Origin of the sequence: Nocardioides conyzicola, from assembly GCF_039543825.1 — a bacterium.
In the GTDB taxonomy this organism is placed as follows: Bacteria; Actinomycetota; Actinomycetes; order Propionibacteriales; family Nocardioidaceae; genus Nocardioides; species Nocardioides conyzicola.
This window is the reverse complement of the sequence record NZ_BAABKM010000002.1, coordinates 1,329,133-1,346,074: the sequence shown is the minus strand read 5'-3', so window position 1 is coordinate 1,346,074 and position 16,942 is coordinate 1,329,133. Positions and strand designations below refer to the sequence as shown.

Sequence of the window (16,942 nt, the reverse complement as noted above, 5' to 3'; positions counted from 1 at the left end):
GTGAGCCTACGGAGCCCGCGTCTCGACGGCTCAGCCCCGGTCCAGCTCCAGCGTCTCCGGCGTGTGCAGCCGCACCAGGAACCGGTCGGCGTGCTCGGGCACCCGCGACCGGGTGGCCAGCGAGACGACGACCATCGTGGCGAGCGCGAGCGGCACCGTCCACGCGGCCGGCTGACCCATCAGCGCGTCCACCCAGCCCGACGGGGTCGAGACGCCGACCGTCCAGGCGATGGCGATCGACGAGCTGACGCCGCCGACGGCCAGCCCCGCGATCGCGCCGTACGACGTGAGGCCGCGCCACCAGATGCCGAGCAGCAGCAGCGGGCAGAACGTCGCGGCCGCCATCGCGAAGGCGAGCCCGACCGCGCGGGCGACGCCGAGGTTGGGCACGAGCAGCGCGACCACGCACGGCACGGTCACGGCCACGACCGCGGACAGCCGGAAAGCGGTCACGCCGCCGAGCCGGCGTACGCGCGCGGTGACGTCCTGGCTGAGCACCCCCGCGACGGCGATCGAGAGCCCCGACGACGTGGACAGGAAGGCTGCGAACGCGCCGGCCGTCACCATGCCGGTCAGCACCTCCCCGAGCAGCCCGTCGACCATGATCCGCGGCAGCTCGAGCACCAGCGCGTCCGACCGCCCGGCCACCGCGAGCTCGGGCGCGTAGATCCGCCCGAGCGCGCCGTACACGGGCGGCAGCAGGTAGAAGAGGCCGAGCAGGGCCAGCACCACGAGCGTCGTACGCCGGGCCGCCCGTCCGTCGGGGTTGGTGTAGAAGCGCACGACCACGTGCGGCAGCCCCATGGTGCCCAGGAACGTCGCGATGATCAGCGAGTAGGTGACGTACAGGCCGGACCCTCCGCCCGAGGCCAGCGGCACCGACCAGGCGCCGGCCCCGGACGGCCGCGGGGACGAGTCACCCGCCCACACCACCAGCAGCACCGCGGCCGGGACGAGCAGCGCGGTGAGCTTGAGCCAGTACTGGAAGGCCTGCACGAAGGTGATGCTGCGCATCCCGCCCGACGTGACGTTGGCCAGCACGACGGCCCCGACGATCACCGGCCCGACCCAGGTCGGGGCGCCGACCGCGGACCGCAGCGTCAGCCCGGCGCCCTGGAACTGCGGCAGCAGGTAGAGCCAGCCGACCGCGACGACCAGCACCGAGCAGGCGGCCCGGACCCCGCGCGAGCCGAGCCGCGCCTCGGCGAAGTCCGGCAGCGTGTAGGCGCCGGAGCGCCGCAGCGGCGCCGCGACCAGGACCAGCAGGACGAGGTAGCCGGCGGTCCAGCCGACCGGGTACCAGAGCATGTCGGCGCCGTTGAGCAGCACCAGCCCGGCGACGCCGAGGAAGGACGCGGCCGAGAGGTACTCGCCGCCGATCGCGCTCGCGTTGAGCCGCGGGTGCACCGTCCGGGACGCGACGAAGAAGTCGCTGGTCGTGCGCGAGAACCGCAGCCCCCAGGTGCCGATCATCAGGGTCGCGACCGTGACGAAGGTGATCGCGACGATGCCGGGCGCGGCGTCGAGCGTCACGACTCCGTCTCCGAGACCAGGTCGGCGAAGTCGCGCTCGTTGCGCTCGGCCCGGCGTACGTAGACCCAGCCGAGCGCCACGAGCGCGGGGTAGACCGCCACGCCGAGCAGCAGCCACCCGAGCGGCACGCCGAGCAGCCGTACGTCGGAGAGGCCCGGCGCCAGGTGGAAGGCGAGGGGCAGCAGGCCGATCGTCACCGCCATCACGCCCAGGACGCCGAGGGCGAGCCGCAGCTGCTCGCGCAGCAGCGAGCGCATGTAGACGTCGCCCAGCCGGGTGCCGGCGTCGATGTCGGAGGTGCGCCCCACCGGCGGGCGCCGGCGCGGTGGGCCGGTGACCCTGACCCGCTCGGGCGGCGGGCCGCCCGGCTGCTGGGTCGGACCGGTCACGGCCCGACGGTCCGCGAGGCCAGCAGGAGCTCGCGCAGCTCGCGGGTGTGCCGCCGACTGACGCCGAGCTCGACGCCCGGGGAACCGACCACGACCGCGCAGCGGCCGCCGTCCATCCGCACCTCGGCCACGTGGGGGAGGGAGACCAGCAGCGAGCGGTGGATCCGGACGAACCCGGCCGCGGCCCACTCCTCCTCGAGGGTCGTCAGCGGGCTCCGGAGCAGGTGCGACTCGGTGGCCGTGTGCAGCCGCGCGTAGTCGCCCTGGGCCTCGACGTGGGTGATGTCGCACCGGTTGATGAACCGGGTCACGCCGCCCCGCTCCACGGCCACCTGCGCGTCGTCGCGGGCCGGCTCGGACTCGGCGGGGCCGCTGACCGCGCTCACGACGCGGCGTACCGCCTCCGCCAGCCGGTCCGCGCCCACCGGCTTGAGGACGTAGTCGACGGCGCGCAGGTCGAACGCCTCGACCGCGTGCTGCTCGTGCGCCGTCACGAAGACGACCGGGGGCGGCAGGCGGAAGCGGCTGAGCACCTGGGCCAGCTCCAGCCCCGTGAGGCCCGGCATCTGGATGTCGAGGAAGACCGCGTCGATCGCGCCCTCCTGCAGGATCCGCAGGGCGTCGGTGGCGGACGAGCTGGTGACGACCTCGGTGACCCGCGGCTCGGCGGCGAGCAGGTAGGCGAGCTCGTCGAGCGCCGGCCGCTCGTCGTCGACGACCAGCACCCGGAGCGGCGGACGAGGCGTCACCACGGTCCTCGGCGGGCGATTGTCGGCGGGAGCACCATCGGATCCTCGCCTGTGGAACGGGTCGAGGCAATGTCCGCGTCGTTTCGCCGCCCCACCTGCCGGACGCCGCGGGCACGCTCTGGAAGGATGCCCCGCATGGATACTGCGGTCGACGTGCTCGTGACGGTTCAGGATGTCAAGGAGTTCAGGGGGCTCCTCGCCACCTTGGACGTCCAGACGCTCCCTGCTGACGCCTACCGGGTCGTCGCCGTCGCCGACGGTCTGGACGCCGGGTCCCGCGACCTGCTGGACCGGCTCGCCGGCCACCGGCCCAACGTCGTCGTGGCCGACACCGCTCCGCAGGGTGCGACCCAGGCGACCGCGACGCTGCCGCTCCGCGAGTCCGAGCGGCTCGCCGCCGACGCGCTCGAGCTGCTGCTCGCGGCCGCCCGCGACACCGGCGCCGGCGTCGTGGTCGGCAAGGCGGTCGCCACGACGACGGCCTGGGACCTCTTCGCCGCCGACCACGTCGCTCCCGGCGCGGAGCTCGCCGACGTCGACGTGTCGGGGCTGCCGGTGCTGGTCACCGGTGACCTGCCCGCGGGTGCCGGTGTGGCCGACGTACGCCGCGCCGCCGTGGACGCGGCGAGCCAGGTAGCGGTCGTCGCCAGCAGCGTCGTGCTCCTCGCCGCGGGCCGGACCGGGCACACCGACGCGACGGAGCACCGGGTCGTCGACGTCGAGTGGCGAGACGGCGTGCTCGAGCTGCGCTCAGCAGAGGGCGGGATCGTGCGCGCGCTGGTCGGCTCGCTGACCGGCGGCCACCAGTGGCCGGTGCCGGCCGCCGACGAGTCGGGCACCCTGGTCCGCATCGACCTGCGCACCGCGGCACTCGGCAGACCCCTCCCGACCGGTGGCTGGCTGGTCGATCTGCAGCTCGCCGGGGACCACACCGTGGGCGCCCTGCCGCGCTCGGCGCCGCGCTCGGCGCTGCTCGAGGTGACGCCCGGGACCGCCAGCCTGGTCGTCGTGGCGAAGCGCCGCGGTCAGCTGGTCATCGACGTCGGCGCCGGCCGCTGGCTGCCCAGCCGCCTCTTCCAGCCGGCCGCGGCCCGGATCACCGAGTCCGCTCGCGGGACCCTGCTGGAGTGGCCGCTGCCGGTCGACGACTTCACCACCGGGGCGAGCGTGAAGGCCGGCCTGCGCATCGGCTCGCTGCCGTTCATCGCCGAGGTCGTGAGCACCGACGGCGAGGTACTCCTGCGTTCCTGGCTGTCCGGGCTGCCGGCGGTGCGGCGCCTCGCCGTCCGCGTCGGTGGCAGTGCGTGGCGCACCGTCCCCGCCGAGCTGGTCATCGACAACGTCGGCGGCATGACGATCCAGGCCCGTAGCCGTGCCGGAGCCGAGGCGCCGGCGGCGAAGGCCGCCGACCACCCGTCGGGCGTCAGCCGGGTCGCGCGCGGCGTGGGCCGCCGGCTGCGACCCGGCCGGTCGAGCTAGCCCGAGGGCTCAGCCGGCGTACGCCGGGCCGAGGTGCTGCGCGGCAGCGTCCCGGAGCCGGGTCGTCACGCCGGCGGGGTTGGTCCGCGCCTCGACGAGGATGTCGAGCAGCGGCGTGGCGAGCACGCGCTCCGGCGACTGCACGAAGGTGCGGTCCAGGATCACCTGGGGCACCGGCTGCGGGTCGGGGTGACGGAACTCGGCCATGATCGCGTCGTAGTTGTCGCTGAGGACCGTGTTGGTCGGGTCGAGGCCGAGCACCATCAGCAGGCCGGTGGGCTGGGTGCCCACGGCGATCGTCAGCACCTCGGGGCGGTACTTCTCGAGCACCGGGATGATCGGGTAGATGTCGCCCGTCCATGCCTTGGTGTGCCGGTCCCGGGCCGCCTCGTCCGCCGTGCGGGGCAGCATGTCGTCGAAGAGGGCCAGCGTGCTCGGGCTCGAGTGGCGCTCGGTGTAGATGAAGTCGCGCAGCGCGAACTCGAAGAGGTGCATGCCGTCGATGAAGGCGAAGTCGAACGGCTCACCGCCCACGGGTGCGAGCGGGTCGGGGCGCGAGAAGTACTCGTCGCTGGTCGTGCGGAAGATGTGGACCTCCGCGTGCAGCTCGCTGTCGATCGCGAACGCGGGGTCGATGCCGACGGACTGACAGCGGGAGACCCCCATGCTGTGACCGAGGCGGACGCCGATCTCGAGGTAGCGACGCGGCTCGAGACGCTGGTGGAGCTGACGGAGGAAATCGAGGTAGTACATCCGACGATCGTAGGGGGAAGCCGACCGGATCCGTCGCGACCCTCCTGAAAGTCAGGAGAGAACTCCCACCTCGACGCCCGGAGCGAACTTCGGCACCCGCACGGTCACCTTGGTCCCGGCACCGGGAGCCGTCTCCACGACCAGGCCGTAGTCGTCGCCGAACGTCGACCGCAGCCGGCCGTCCACGTTGCCCAGTCCGACGGAGTCCAGCGAGGCGTCGCCGGCGAGCGCACGGCGTACGACGTCGGGGTCCTCGCCCACGCCGTCGTCCTCCACCTCGATCACGCACTCGTGGTCCTGGTCGCGGGCCACGATGCTGATCGAGCCGCCGCCCTCGGCGGACTCCAGGCCGTGGCGTACGGCGTTCTCGACCAGCGGCTGGATGCAGAGGAAGGGCACGGCCACCGGCAGCACCTCGGGAGCGATGCGCAGCGTCACCCGGAGCCGGTCGCCGAAGCGGGCCTGCTCGAGCAGCAGGTAGCGCTCGACCGAGCGGAGCTCCTCGGCGAGCGTCGTGTACTCGCCGTGGCGCCGGAAGGAGTAACGGGTGAAGTCGGCGAACTCCGTCAGCAGGTCGCGGGCCCGGTCGGGGTCCGTGCGCACGAAGCTGGCGATCGCCCCCAGCGAGTTGTAGATGAAGTGCGGGCTGATCTGGGCCCGCATCGCGCGGACCTCCGCCTCCATCAGCCGGGTGCGGGACGCGTCCAGCTCGGCGAGCTCGAGCTGCGCCCCGACCCACAGCGCGACCTCGTCGGCGGCCCGGGCCAGGCCGGCGGTCGGCTGGGCGGCGAAGACCTGCAAGGTCCCGACGACGCGCTCCTCGGTGACGAGGGGACTGACGACCGCGGCCCGGATCTCGCAGCCCGCGACGTCGCAGGGCAGGTCGCCGCGGTCGAAGACCCGGGTGCGTCCCGCCTCCACGGTCGTCGCCGCGAGCCGGGCGCACTGCTCCTCGTGGTGCTGCCCGGATCCGTGCCAGGCCAGGGACCCGGCGGTGTCCGTGATCGCCAGGGCCGGGCTGCCGAGCAGGTCGTGCAGGTGCCGGATGCTGCGCTCGGCGCTCTCGCCGGTCAGCCCGGCGCGCAGCGGAGGGGCCGCCAGGGAGGCGTTGTGCAGGGTGCGGAAGGTGGCGCGGTCGGCCTCGGTCCCCAGGTGTCGGCGGCGCCAGGGCCGGGGCATGGTCGCCGCCCCGCTCAGCTGAAGTCGATGAGCAGGACGTCGTCGCTCTCGGCCGGCTTGGTCCCGGCCGACGGCGTGGACGCGTCGGACGGGGTCGACTCCGGACGCCGCGCGACCGTCGCGCGGAAGCACGACGCGAGGTAGGGCAGCTGCATGCCGTCCATGCCGCGGCCGTAGTCGTCGTACAGCGCCACGACCTCGGCGAGCTTGGTCTGCCGCGCCGCCTCGTCCATCGTCGCGAGGTTGGAGCGCGACAGGGCGAGGTCCTGGACCGAGGTCCGGTCGATCGTCTGCCAGTGCCGGAACGTGGCGTCCTCGACGTCGGCGAAGTACGGCGACGCCTCCAGCGGCCCGGCGCTGCGCAGCTGGTCCTGGGAGCCGATGATCCGGCCGAGCTTGCGGACCCACGGGATCTGCTCGTCGCGCTTGTTCCAGACCAGCGCGAGCTGGCCGCCGGGCCGCAGCACGCGCGCGATCTCCGGGAGCGCCCGGTCGTGGTCGAACCAGTGGAACGCCTGCCCGGACACCACGACGTCGTACGACGCGTCCGCGGCGGGGAGCTCCTCGGCGGAGGCGACGGAGGTGGGGACGTCGGGCAGTCGGGTGCGGAGCACCGCGAGCATGGCGTCGTCGGGGTCGGTGGCGTGGACGTCGTGGCCGAGGGCGACCAGGGCCTCGGTCAGCTTGCCGGTGCCGGCGCCGATCTCGAGCACGGTGACCGGCTCCTGGCCGACGAGCCAGGCGGCGGCCTCGGCGGGATAACCCGGCCGGCCACGGTCGTAGGCATCGGCGACGGAGCCGAAGGAACGGGCGGGGGAGGGCTGGTCACTCATCGGGGCCACGCTACCTGCTGGGTAGCCTTCCGCCGGTGAGCTCCGATCCGCTGTCGCACCTGGTGTCCCTCGAGGGGGTCCCGTCGGCGTACGCCGCCGCGCGCGACGGCATCGACGTGATGCTGCGCGACCGCGGCCTGCGGCGTACGTCCCCGGAGACCACCGGGGAGAGCCTGCTCCGCGGCGCCCACGCCAGCGCAGTGCTGGAGGGGTCGGCGGCGACGCTGGCCGAGGTGCGCGAGGGCACCGGGGACGAGATCTCCGCCGACGCGGTGCGGGTCTCCACCGAGCTGCTGGGGCTGGCCCCGGCGCTCGGGCGCGCGCCGCTGCAGGCGCTGGCCCGGATCCACGCGCTGGCCGCTGCCGGGCTGCCCGCGGAGAGCCGGGGCCGACCGCGGGACGGTGAGGCGGCCGAGACGCTCCGAGGGGTCGGCCAGCTGCTCACCGCGCCGACCGACGCGCCGGCGCTGCTGGTCGCGGCGCTGGTGCACGCGACGCTGGCGACGGCGATGCCGTTCGCGTCCCACAACGGACTGGTCGCGCGGGCGGCCGAGCGCCTCGTGCTGGTCGCCCGCGGCGTCGACGAGAAGTCGCTGGTCGTCCCCGAGGCCGGGCACCTCGCCCTGCGCGCGGCGTACGAGTCCAACCTGCGGGGCTACCGCGACGGCGGCGGCGCGGGCGTGCACGCCTGGCTGCTGTACGCGGCCGAGGCGTACGCCGCCGGTGCCGAGGCGAGCCCGCTGCGTCGGGCGTCCGACTGATCATGCGAACGGCACCCGGTTCTCGAGTGGTGGGCCGGGTGCCGTCGCTGACACGTGAAACCGATGGCTACCAGGCGTGCTTGCTCTAACTGCGGTCTCGGATGTATTCCGATAACCAGCGCCCTCAGGAAGGGTAGATCGCCGCGTGGGTACCCGGATCACGTGCAGGATATGGAGTTCTGCTTCATGTGTACGCCGGTCCCGAGCAGTCCGCAAGGCTTGACTTTGGCCGCGCGGAGGAGGGGAGTCTCAGGCCCCGAGCCGGCGGCGTCGGGCGTTGGCCCAGAGGACCCCGCCGACCGCGACCGCGCCGCCGACGGCCAGGGCGGCCAGCGTCTGCTTGGCGGGCGGTAGCGGCACCCGGGCGCGGAGCGCGACCGGCTTGACGAACACCAGCACGGGCCAGTCGTGGGCGGCGGCCGCCTTGCGCAGCTCCTTGTCCGGGTTGACCGCGTACGAGTGGCCGACGGCCTCCAGCATCGGGACGTCGGTGACGGAGTCGCTGTAGGCGTAGCTGTTCTCGAGGTCGTAGCCGACCTGGTCGGCGAGCTCGCGGATCGCGCGCGCCTTCTCCTCGGCGTACGCGTAGTACTCGATCTCGCCGCTGTAGCGGCCGTCGACGATCTCCATCCGGGTCGCGATCACCCGGTCGGCGCCGAGCATGGCGGCGATCGGCTCGACGACCTCGGAGCCGGAGGCCGAGACGATGACGACGTCGCGCCCGGCGAGCCGGTGCTCCTCGATCAGCGACACGGCCTCGTCGTACACGAGCGGCTCGACGACGTTGTAGAGCGTGTCCGCGACGATCTCGCGCACGGTCGCGACGTCCCAGCCGGTGCAGAGCTGCGACATGAACTGCCGCATCTTCTCCATCTGGTCGTGGTCCGCGCCGCCGACGAGGTAGACGAACTGGGCGTACGCCGAGCGCAGGACGGCGCGCCGAGTGATCAGGCCGCCGGCCTGGAAGGGCTTGCTGAAGGCAAGCGTGCTCGACTTGGCGATGATCGTCTTGTCGAGGTCGAAGAAGGCCGCGGTGGGCGCCATGGCCCCATCGTAGGTGGACGCGGGCCGCCTTCCGTCCACAGCCGTGTGTCGAACACCCTTGTCCACAATGGAAATCGGCGCGGTGGCAGGCGCGCGCCCACGCCGGAACCATCGACGGCATGACCTCTCCGCTCTTCGTCACGCGCGACCAGTCCCTCCTGGACCAGCTGCTCCGGCTGGCCGCGGCGGCCGGCATCACTCCGGATGTCGCCGCCGACACCGGTGCGGCGCTGCGCCGGTGGCCGGTGGCGTCGCTGGTCCTGGTGGGTGCCGACGCCGCGGCCGACCTGGCCGCGATCTCGCCCGCACGACGACCGGGAGTGCACGTCGTGGCCTGGGGCGCGGTGCCCGACGAGCTGTTCCGCGTCACCGTCGCGCTCGGCGGGGAGAGCGTCGCCCAGCTCCCTGCGTCGGAGGCGTGGCTCGTCGAGGCGCTGACGGACCTGGGCGACCCGCAGCGACCGGCAGGGACCGTCGTGGGCGTGACCGGCGGCAGCGGCGGGGCCGGAGCGACGACGTTCGCCTGCGCGCTCGGGCAGCTGGCGGCCCGGCGAGGCCGGGCGGTCGTCGTCGACGCCGACCCGCACGGTCCCGGCATCGACCGGGTGCTCGGGCTCGAGGACCGCGACGGCGTCCGGTGGGACGGGCTGTGCCACACCACCGGGCGGCTCAGCGCCCGCTCGCTGCGGGAGGCGCTGCCGCGGCGTGAGGACCTCGCTGCCCTGACCTGGCACGCCGGCGCACCCGGGAGCCTGCAGGCCTTCGCCGTGCGCGAGGTGCTGTCGGCGGCGCAGCGCGGCCACGACTTCGTGGTCGTCGACCTGCCCCGGTCCGGCGACTCCCTGGTCGACGAGCTCGCGGCCCGGTGCGACCGGCTGCTGGTGGTCGTGGTCCCGACGGTTGCCGGCGTCGCCTCGGCCGTGCGGATCTGCGCCCGGCACCCCGACCCCGGTCGGGTGCGGCTGGTGGTGCGCGGCAGCGGCATCGACCCGCAGGCGATCGCCCGGGCCACCCGAGTCCCCGTGCTCGCCGCCATGGCCGACCAACGCGGGCTGGCCGAGTCCATCGACCTCGGCCTGGGGCCGGTGCGCTCCCGCCGTGGCGCCCTGGGCCGGGCCGCCGGCCAGGTGCTCGACCAGCTGGCGCTCCTGCACGCGGCCGCCGCATGAGCATCGCCGTCGGGCACGACCTGGAGGCAGTCCGCGACCGGCTCGCCCGCACGCCAGGAGAGCTGACCCCGCACCGGGTCGCCGAGGCGCTGCGGGTCACCGGTCGGCCGGTCGGCGACGCCGAGGTGCTCGCCGTCTACGAGACCCTGCGCCGCGACGTCATCGGAGCCGGGCCGCTCGAGCCGCTCCTCCGCACCCCGGGCGTGACCGACGTCCTCGTCAACGGAGCGGAGCACGTCTACCTCGACCGGGGCCGCGGTCTCGAGCTCACCGACGTCCGCTTCCCCGACGAGGAGTCGGTGCGCCGGCTCGCGCAGCGACTGGCCGCCCTCGGCGGCCGCCGGCTCGACGACGCGACGCCGTACGTCGACCTCCGGCTGCCCGACGGCACCCGGTTCCACGCCGTCCTGGCCCCGCTGGCGCGACCCGGCACGGTGGTCTCGCTGCGGGTGCCGCGGCGTCAGGGCTTCACGCTCGACGAGCTGGTCGAGCGCGACACCTGCGACCGGCCGACCGCCGACCTGCTCCACGCGGTCGTGACCGCCCGGCTGGCCTTCCTGGTCAGCGGCGGCACCGGGTCGGGCAAGACGACCCTGCTGGCGGCCCTGCTCGCCCGGGTCGACCCCGGCGAGCGGCTCGTCGTGGTCGAGGACGCCAGCGAGCTGCGGCCCGATCATCCGCACGTCGTCGCGCTCGAGGGCAGACCCGCCAACCTGGAGGGGGCCGGCGCCGTCGAGGTCCGGACCCTCGTGCGCCAGGCCCTGCGGATGCGCCCCGACCGGCTGGTCGTCGGCGAGGTCAGGGGTGCCGAGGTGGTCGACCTGCTCGCGGCGCTCAACACGGGGCACGAGGGTGGCTGCGGCACCCTGCACGCCAACTCGGCGCTCGACGTCCCGGCGCGGGTCGAGGCGCTCGCCCTCGCCGCGGGCCTGGGTCGCGAGGCGGCGCACAGCCAGCTCGCATCCGCCGTCGACGTGGTGCTGCACCTGGCGCGCGGCCCCGACGGCGTCCGCCGGCTCCGGCAGGTCGCCGTCCCGACCCGGGGAGGCGACGGACTGGTGGCGATGTCGTCCGCGCTCGACGTCGGGGCCGACGGCAGAGCCACCCCTGGCCCGGCGGCGGGCCGGCTCGCGGACCGGCTCCGGGGCGCAGGATGAGCGCCGTCGCGCTCGCCGCCGGGGCAGCCGCGCTCGCCGTCGTCCTCCTCGTCCGGGCGCCGCGGTCGTCGTTGCCCGGCGCGGGCGTCGCCTCGCTCCGGCGGTGGACGGTCCCGGTCGTCCTCGGTGCGGCGGTGGCGGCGGCGGTCGTCGCTCCGCGGGCCGGCGCCCTGCTCCTGGTGCTCGCTGCTGCCGGGTCGGCGGGTGCGGCGCTGGTGCGTCGTCAGCGGGCCCGGAAGGCGGCGGAGCTGGTCTCGGCGCGGGTCCTGGAGACCTGCGAGCTGATGGCGAGCGAGCTGGCCGCGGGCCAGGCGCCCGGGGAGTGCCTCGACCGGGCGGCGGTGGCCTGGACGGCACTCGCCCCGGTCGCCGCGGCGTTCCGCGTCGGTGCCGACGTGCCCGCCGCGATGCGCGGCCTGGCCGCCGACCTCGACGGGGCCGCGGACCTGCGGATCGTGGCCGCGGCCTGGCAGGTGGCGCACCGCACCGGGCAAGGCCTGGCGGCGACGATCGACCGGGTGGCGGAGTCGCTGCGCGCCGCCGCCGGCACCCGGCGCCTGGTCGCGGGGGAGCTGGCCTCGGCGCGGGCCACGGCCCGGTTGGTGGCGGGCCTGCCCGTGCTCGCGCTGGTCATGGGGTCGGGTGCGGGCGGCGACCCGTGGGGCTTCCTGCTCGGCACCCCGGCCGGGCTCGCCTGCCTGGCCCTCGGCCTGACCTTCGGGCTCGCCGGCCTGTGGTGGATCGAGACCATCGCCCGAGGCGCCGAGGAGTCCGCATGACGGTGTGGGTGGCGGCGACCGCGGCGGCCGCCGCCGCGGCCCTGCTCGTACGGCCGCGCCTGGCTGTGCCCGCACCACCCCCGGCCCTGCTCACGCCCTCGCCCGTGGCCGAGACCGGCTGGCTGCACCGCCATCGCCTGCTCTGGTCCGGCCTCGCGGGCATGGCGGCCCTGCTCTTCGTCTCCGGTCCGCTCGGCGTGGCTGCCGGCGTCGCCACGGCGAGTGCTACCTGGGTGGTGGTCGGCCGGGCCGAGCCCGCCTCCGTCCGCGCCCGCCGTCGCGCGGTCGCCCGGGACCTGCCGCACGTGGTGGCGCTCTTCGCGGCCGGGCTGCGGTCCGGCGCCGCGCCCGCCGACGCGATCGACCAGGTCTGCCAGGCCCTCCCCGGTCCGGCGGCCGACCGGCTCGCCGGGGTCGCGGCGCGGTTGGCGCTCGGGCTCGACCCTGCCCAGGTGTGGTCGGGCCTGGCCGACGACCCCGCCCTGGTCGGGCTCGGGCGCACCCTCGCCCGGGCGCACACGACGGGAGCGCCCGTGGTGGCCGCCGTCGAGCGGCTCGCCGACGAGCTCGCTCGCGCCGGCCGTGCGGAGAGCGAGGAGCGCGCCCGGGCCGTCGGCGTCCAGGCGGCGGTGCCGCTCGGGCTGTGCCTGCTGCCGGCCTTCGTGCTGATCGGCATCGTGCCGCTCGTCGTCGCGCTGCTCGCCAGCCTCGAGCTCTGAGACCGGGCCACGAACCGTCCACCGGGCCGCCCGCAACGGCCCCGTCCACAGGCGCGGCCGGGCCGGCTGCGCGCGGCACCGGCATCCCGGATCGTCGGTCCCGTCGGGCCGCATCGGGCGGCCCGCACCTTCTGGAAACAAGGAGAAGACATGTCGCTGCACCCTCGTTCCCGAGCCCGCTCCCTGGCTGGCGCACGTGCCGCCGGTGACCAGCGCGGCATCACCACGGCGGAGTACGCCGTCGGCACCGCCGCCGGCGCCGGCCTCGCCGGGCTGCTCTACAAGCTGCTCACCGGTGGCTTCGGTGACCAGCTGCTCAAGACCCTGTTCGACCACGTGCTCGGGCTGCTGGGGATCGGGTAGTGCGTCGGCGACCCGCCTCCCGCGGCGACCAGCGAGGTGCCGCGACGGCCGAGCTGGCCATGACGCTGCCGCTGCTGATCGCCGTGACCATCGGGCTCGTGTGGCTGCTGGCCGTCGGCGCGGCGCAGGTCCGCGCGGTGGACGCGGCCCGGGAGACGGCCCGCGCCGTGGCTCGGGGCGACGCGGTCGACACAGCGGTCGCCCGAGGGGAGCGGGTCGCCCCGCCCGGCAGCGACGTCAGCGTGCGCGACGACGGCACCGAGGTCACCGCCGTCGTCGCCGGCCGGGTGGGGGGCCCGGGTGGGCTCTTCGACCTGCCGTTCGCGCGGGTCTCGGCAGAGGCCGTGGCGGCGGAGGAGGAGACGCCCCCGTGAGGCGCGACGAGCGCGGCTCGGTGATCCCGTTCGCCATCGCCTGCCTCGGACTGCTGGTCCTCCTGGCCGCTGCGCTGGGCGTCGTAGCGGCGATGGTCCGTGCCGAGCGCCGGGCCCAGTCGGCCGCCGACCTCGGAGCCCTGGCCGCCGCCCAGGCAGTGGCCCGCGGAGCGGACGCGTGCGCAGCCGGGGTCCGGGTGTCCGCGGCCAACGGGGCCAGCGTCACCTCGTGCCGGGTGTCGGGGCGCGAGGTGCGGCTACAGGTCGAGGTGGCGGGGCCGCGGTGGCTGGGTCAGACCGGCAACCTCACGGCGGAGGCGCGAGCGGGACCCTCGGACGCGTCTCAGTAGCTGCGCTCGTTGCGGTCGTTGTCGTCGTCGGACCGACGCTCGGCGTCGCGCTTGTCCAGCTTCTCGGAGAGGTCCTCGAGCTGCTTGGACTCGCGACGCTGACGCAGGCTCCGCTTGGTGCCCCACTTGCTGATCGTGAAGCCCCACAGGATCGCGAGGCCGCTGCCGAGGCCGATGAGGTACAGGCCGAGCGCAGAGATGTCGAGCCCGAGCAGCTCGACGTTGCTGCCGTCGGCCGTGAAGACGGCCGCCACCACTGCGAGAGCGCCGACCAGCATGAGCAGGAGACCTAGGACCATGCGCGCACGCTAGCCCCCCTGGAGCAGCAGGTCGAGCAGGGCGGCAGCACCGGTCTTGTCGAGCGGGTTGTTCTGGTTGCCGCACTTGGGCGACTGGATGCAGGACGGGCAGCCCTCCTCGCAGGTGCACGAGGTGATCGTGTCGCGGGTGGCGGTGAGCCAGGCGCGCGCCGTACGGAACCCGCGTTCGGAGAAGCCCGCGCCACCGGGGTGGCCGTCGTAGACGAAGACGGTCAGCTGTCCGGTATCGGGGTGGAGCGCGGTCGAGACGCCGCCGATGTCCCATCGGTCGCAGGTCGCGAAGAGTGGCAGCAGGCCGATCGAGCAGTGCTCGGCGGCATGGGCCGCCCCGGGCAGGTCGGCCTCCGCGAGCCCCGACTCGGCCAGGGCGTGCTGCGGCACGGTCCACCACACGGCGGCGGTGCGCAGGGTCCGCTCGGGCAGGTCGAGGGGCTCCTCGCCGAGCACCTCGCCACCCGGCTGGCGCCTGCGCAGGAACGCGACCACCTGGTGGGTCACGTCGACGGTGCCGAAGGAGAGGCGGCACGCCCCCCAGCGGGCGTGCTCGCGCTCCTCGGCGATGGTGATCTCGGTGATCTCGCGGGCCGTCGTCGAGTAGGTGGGCTCGCTGCGCTCGATGACGGCGACGTGCTCCTCGAGGTCGAGGGACCGCACCAGCCAGGTCTCGCCGCGGTGGACGTAGACCGCGCCGGCATGGGCGGTGCCGTGCGCGCTCGAGGCGTCGACCGTGCCGATGACGCGTCCGGTCTCGGCCTCGACCAGCTGCACCGGGGCGCCGCCGGCGGAGCGGATGTCGGCGAGGTCGCTGGCCCGCCCCCGGTCGGTCCAGAACCAGCCCCGCGGCCGGCGCCGCAGCAGGCCGCCCTCGGTGAGCGCGTCGACGACCTCGCGGGCGGTCGGGCCGAAGAGCGGCAGGTCCGCCTCGGTCAGGGGCAGCTCCTGCGCCGCGGCGCACAGCTGGGGTCCGAGGACGTGCGGGTTGCCCGGGTCGAAGACGGTGGCCTCGACCGGCCGGCCGAGCAGCGCCTCCGGGTGGGTGACGAGGTAGGTGTCCAGCGGGTCGTCGCGGGCGACCAGGATCGCCAGCGCGTCCCGTGCGCCGCGGCCGGCGCGCCCGATCTGCTGCCACATCGCGGCCCGGGTGCCCGGGAAGCCGGCCATCAGCACCGCGTCGAGCCCGCTGATGTCGATGCCCAGCTCGAGCGCGTTGGTGGCGGCGAGGCCGATGAGTCGACCGGAGCGCAGGTCCTCCTCGAGCGCGCGCCGCTCCTCGGGGAGGTAGCCGCCCCGGTAGGCCGCCACCCGGCCCGGCAACGACGGGTCGACGTCGGCGAGCAGCTCGGCGGCCGTCATCGCGACCTGCTCGGCCCCGCGACGCGAGCGGACGAAGGCGAGGGTGCGGACGTCGGAGGAGACGAGGTCGGCCAGCAGGTCCGCCGTCTCGGAGGACGCGGCTCGACGCACCGGGGCGCCGTTCTCGCCGGCGTGGCTGGTGAACGGCGGCTCCCACAGCGCCAGGGAGACCCGGCCTCGGGGGGAGGCGTCGCCGGTGACCGCCATGACGTCGAGCCCGGTGAGCCGGCGCGCGGCGACATCGGGCTCAGCGACGGTGGCGGAGGCGAGGACGAACGTCGGGGCGGCGCCGTACGACGCGCACACCCGTCGCAGGCGGCGCAGCACGTGCGACACGTGCGCGCCGAAGACCCCGCGGTAGTGGTGGCACTCGTCGACCACGACGTACTGCACCGAGCCGAGGAAGGACGCCCAGCGCTGGTGCCCGGGCAGCAGCGAGCGGTGCAGCATGTCGGGGTTGGTGAGGACGTACTCCCCGTGGTCCCGCGCCCAGTCGCGCTGTTCCCGGGAGCTGTCGCCGTCGTGCGTGGTGGCGCGGACGTCGAGGCCGAGGGAGGTGATGCTGGACAGCTGGTCCTGGGCGAGGGCCTTGGTGGGCGCCAGGTAGAGCACCGTCGCGCCGCGTTGTCCCTTGGCGCCGCGGGACCCGCGGATCGCCGTGAGCGCGGGGAGCTGGTAGCCGAGGCTCTTGCCGGACGCGGTGCCGGTCGCGAGCACGACGTGCTGGCCCTCCCAGGCGGCGTCCGCGGCCACGGCCTGGTGCTCCCAGAGCCGGTCGACCCCGCGGGACCCCAGTGCCGCGATGACGTCGGGGGCCACCCAGGCCGGCCAGTCCGTCGCCCGCGCGACGCGGGGAGGCAGCACCTCCAGGTGCCGCAGACGGTCCTCCCGTCCCGGCACCGAGGCCAGCCGGTCGACCAGGTCCCCCAGGTCGGTCGACGGGGCTCGGGGAGGGGTCGGCACGCGTGCATTCTCCCCGAGAGCACCGACACAGGTGCCCCCGGAAGCGCACAGATGGCCCTGTGCGTCGTACCCTGCCCGGCGAGGATGTCTCGCGCTTGTGGCCTACTTTGTGCGCGGGACGGCTTGTGCGTGGTTTCATTGACCAGGCCGGGCGCCGGGGCTTATGCCGAAGCGGACCGGTCGACCGAACGAACTGCACCGGGAGACTAGTGGTGGACCTGACCCTGACGACGCGTGACGCCGGTGGGAAGACCATCGTTGCGGTCGGCGGCGAGATCGACGTCTACACCGCTCCGAAGCTGCGCGACAAGATCACCGAGCTCGTCGCGGCGGGCTCGTACGACATCGTCGTGGACATGGAGGAGGTCGAGTTCCTCGACTCCACCGGCCTCGGCGTCCTGGTCGGCGGCCTGAAGAAGGTCCGCGCGCACGACGGCTCGCTGGAGCTGGTCTGCAACCAGGACCGCCTGCTCAAGATCTTCCGGATCACCGGCCTGGCGAAGGTCTTCGTCATCCACGACTCCGCCGACGCGGCCCTCTCCGGAGCCGAGCCCACCAGCTGACCGCTCGCGTCGTACGACGTCCCGCCCCGCCGTCCTCGGACTGCGGGGCGGCTGTCATTTGGCCCCGGACGCGACTCGCCATGTGTTCCACATCACATGACCGTGCGTTCCC

19 protein-coding genes are annotated in these 16,942 nt (G+C 74.8%); 10 read left to right on the top strand and 9 right to left on the bottom strand.

All coding sequences use genetic code 11. From position 1 onward, the window contains the following. Window positions 1–30: 30 nt before the first annotated feature. From ABEA34_RS09620 to ABEA34_RS09610, 3 genes are read right to left on the bottom strand one after another with little or no spacing between them, the layout of a single operon-like run. Window positions 31–1,533 (bottom strand): sodium/solute symporter, encoded by a 1,503-nt coding sequence (locus tag ABEA34_RS09620; RefSeq protein ID WP_345521033.1) that lies wholly within the window; start codon window positions 1,531–1,533, stop codon window positions 31–33. Then, window positions 1,530–1,922, bottom strand: coding sequence for a DUF485 domain-containing protein (locus tag ABEA34_RS09615; RefSeq protein ID WP_345521032.1), 393 nt, complete (start codon window positions 1,920–1,922; stop codon window positions 1,530–1,532). Before ABEA34_RS09615 ends, ABEA34_RS09620 begins: the two co-directional genes overlap by 4 nt. After that, window positions 1,919–2,671, bottom strand: a complete 753-nt coding sequence (locus tag ABEA34_RS09610; RefSeq protein ID WP_345521031.1) for a LytR/AlgR family response regulator transcription factor — start codon at window positions 2,669–2,671, stop codon at window positions 1,919–1,921. The genes ABEA34_RS09615 and ABEA34_RS09610 overlap by 4 nt, the downstream gene beginning before the upstream one ends. 135 nt (window positions 2,672–2,806) lie before the next feature. On the opposite strand from ABEA34_RS09610, the gene ABEA34_RS09605 reads away from it, so the two are divergent. Next, window positions 2,807–4,150, top strand: coding sequence for a glycosyltransferase family protein (locus tag ABEA34_RS09605; protein ID WP_345521030.1), 1,344 nt, complete (start codon window positions 2,807–2,809; stop codon window positions 4,148–4,150). Between the two features lie 9 nt (window positions 4,151–4,159). Here ABEA34_RS09605 and ABEA34_RS09600 read toward each other — a convergent pair whose 3' ends face one another. The 3 genes from ABEA34_RS09600 to ABEA34_RS09590 are packed head-to-tail and all read right to left on the bottom strand — an operon-like array spanning window position 4,160 to window position 6,915. Beyond that, window positions 4,160–4,903: a class I SAM-dependent methyltransferase gene (locus ABEA34_RS09600; RefSeq protein ID WP_345521029.1), complete on the bottom strand. Its 744-nt coding sequence runs from the start codon at window positions 4,901–4,903 to the stop codon at window positions 4,160–4,162. 51 nt (window positions 4,904–4,954) lie between these two features. Continuing rightward, window positions 4,955–6,082, bottom strand: a complete 1,128-nt coding sequence (locus tag ABEA34_RS09595; protein WP_345521028.1) for a sensor histidine kinase — start codon at window positions 6,080–6,082, stop codon at window positions 4,955–4,957. Between the two features lie 14 nt (window positions 6,083–6,096). After that, window positions 6,097–6,915, bottom strand: a complete 819-nt coding sequence (locus ABEA34_RS09590; RefSeq protein ID WP_345521027.1) for a class I SAM-dependent methyltransferase — start codon at window positions 6,913–6,915, stop codon at window positions 6,097–6,099. Window positions 6,916–6,950: 35 nt separating this feature from the next. Between ABEA34_RS09590 and ABEA34_RS09585 the strand changes: the two genes are divergently transcribed. Further along, window positions 6,951–7,676, top strand: a complete 726-nt coding sequence (locus ABEA34_RS09585) for a Fic family protein (RefSeq protein ID WP_345521026.1) — start codon at window positions 6,951–6,953, stop codon at window positions 7,674–7,676. Window positions 7,677–7,925: 249 nt separating this feature from the next. Here ABEA34_RS09585 and ABEA34_RS09580 read toward each other — a convergent pair whose 3' ends face one another. Then, window positions 7,926–8,720, bottom strand: coding sequence for an HAD family hydrolase (locus tag ABEA34_RS09580; protein ID WP_345521025.1), 795 nt, complete (start codon window positions 8,718–8,720; stop codon window positions 7,926–7,928). A 119-nt stretch (window positions 8,721–8,839) separates the two neighbouring features. Between ABEA34_RS09580 and ssd the strand changes: the two genes are divergently transcribed. The 7 genes from ssd (at window position 8,840) to ABEA34_RS09545 (ending at window position 13,631) form a co-directional block, all read left to right on the top strand. Then, window positions 8,840–9,889 carry a septum site-determining protein Ssd gene (gene ssd, locus ABEA34_RS09575; protein ID WP_345521024.1) on the top strand — a complete coding sequence of 350 codons (1,050 nt, stop codon included), beginning with the start codon at window positions 8,840–8,842 and terminating at the stop codon, window positions 9,887–9,889. Then, window positions 9,886–11,046, top strand: a complete 1,161-nt coding sequence (locus tag ABEA34_RS09570) for a TadA family conjugal transfer-associated ATPase (protein WP_345521023.1) — start codon at window positions 9,886–9,888, stop codon at window positions 11,044–11,046. The genes ssd and ABEA34_RS09570 overlap by 4 nt, the downstream gene beginning before the upstream one ends. After that, on the top strand, window positions 11,043–11,825 hold the full coding sequence (locus ABEA34_RS09565; RefSeq protein ID WP_345521022.1) for a type II secretion system F family protein: 783 nt from the start codon (window positions 11,043–11,045) through the stop codon (window positions 11,823–11,825). The genes ABEA34_RS09570 and ABEA34_RS09565 overlap by 4 nt, the downstream gene beginning before the upstream one ends. After that, window positions 11,822–12,544 (top strand): type II secretion system F family protein, encoded by a 723-nt coding sequence (locus tag ABEA34_RS09560; RefSeq protein ID WP_345521021.1) that lies wholly within the window; start codon window positions 11,822–11,824, stop codon window positions 12,542–12,544. Before ABEA34_RS09565 ends, ABEA34_RS09560 begins: the two co-directional genes overlap by 4 nt. Before the next feature lie 150 nt (window positions 12,545–12,694). Further along, window positions 12,695–12,907 carry a DUF4244 domain-containing protein gene (locus tag ABEA34_RS09555; protein ID WP_345521020.1) on the top strand — a complete coding sequence of 71 codons (213 nt, stop codon included), beginning with the start codon at window positions 12,695–12,697 and terminating at the stop codon, window positions 12,905–12,907. Beyond that, complete coding sequence (locus ABEA34_RS09550) at window positions 12,907–13,281, top strand: TadE family type IV pilus minor pilin (RefSeq protein ID WP_345521019.1); 375 nt, start codon at window positions 12,907–12,909, stop codon at window positions 13,279–13,281. The genes ABEA34_RS09555 and ABEA34_RS09550 overlap by 1 nt, the downstream gene beginning before the upstream one ends. Then, window positions 13,278–13,631: an Rv3654c family TadE-like protein gene (locus tag ABEA34_RS09545; protein ID WP_345521018.1), complete on the top strand. Its 354-nt coding sequence runs from the start codon at window positions 13,278–13,280 to the stop codon at window positions 13,629–13,631. Before ABEA34_RS09550 ends, ABEA34_RS09545 begins: the two co-directional genes overlap by 4 nt. Here ABEA34_RS09545 and ABEA34_RS09540 read toward each other — a convergent pair. Together ABEA34_RS09540 and ABEA34_RS09535 are read right to left on the bottom strand one after the other, a co-directional pair. Beyond that, window positions 13,625–13,930 (bottom strand): hypothetical protein, encoded by a 306-nt coding sequence (locus ABEA34_RS09540; protein WP_345521017.1) that lies wholly within the window; start codon window positions 13,928–13,930, stop codon window positions 13,625–13,627. The genes ABEA34_RS09545 and ABEA34_RS09540 overlap by 7 nt on opposite strands. A 9-nt stretch (window positions 13,931–13,939) precedes the next feature. Continuing rightward, entirely contained in the window at window positions 13,940–16,267 is a 2,328-nt protein-coding gene (locus ABEA34_RS09535) for a DEAD/DEAH box helicase (RefSeq protein ID WP_345521016.1), read from the bottom strand. A 212-nt stretch (window positions 16,268–16,479) separates the two neighbouring features. Between ABEA34_RS09535 and ABEA34_RS09530 the strand changes: the two genes are divergently transcribed. After that, the gene (locus ABEA34_RS09530; protein WP_345521015.1) at window positions 16,480–16,830 is read left to right on the top strand and encodes an STAS domain-containing protein; all 351 of its coding nucleotides are present in this window, start codon (window positions 16,480–16,482) and stop codon (window positions 16,828–16,830) included. Window positions 16,831–16,942: the final 112 nt, after the last annotated feature.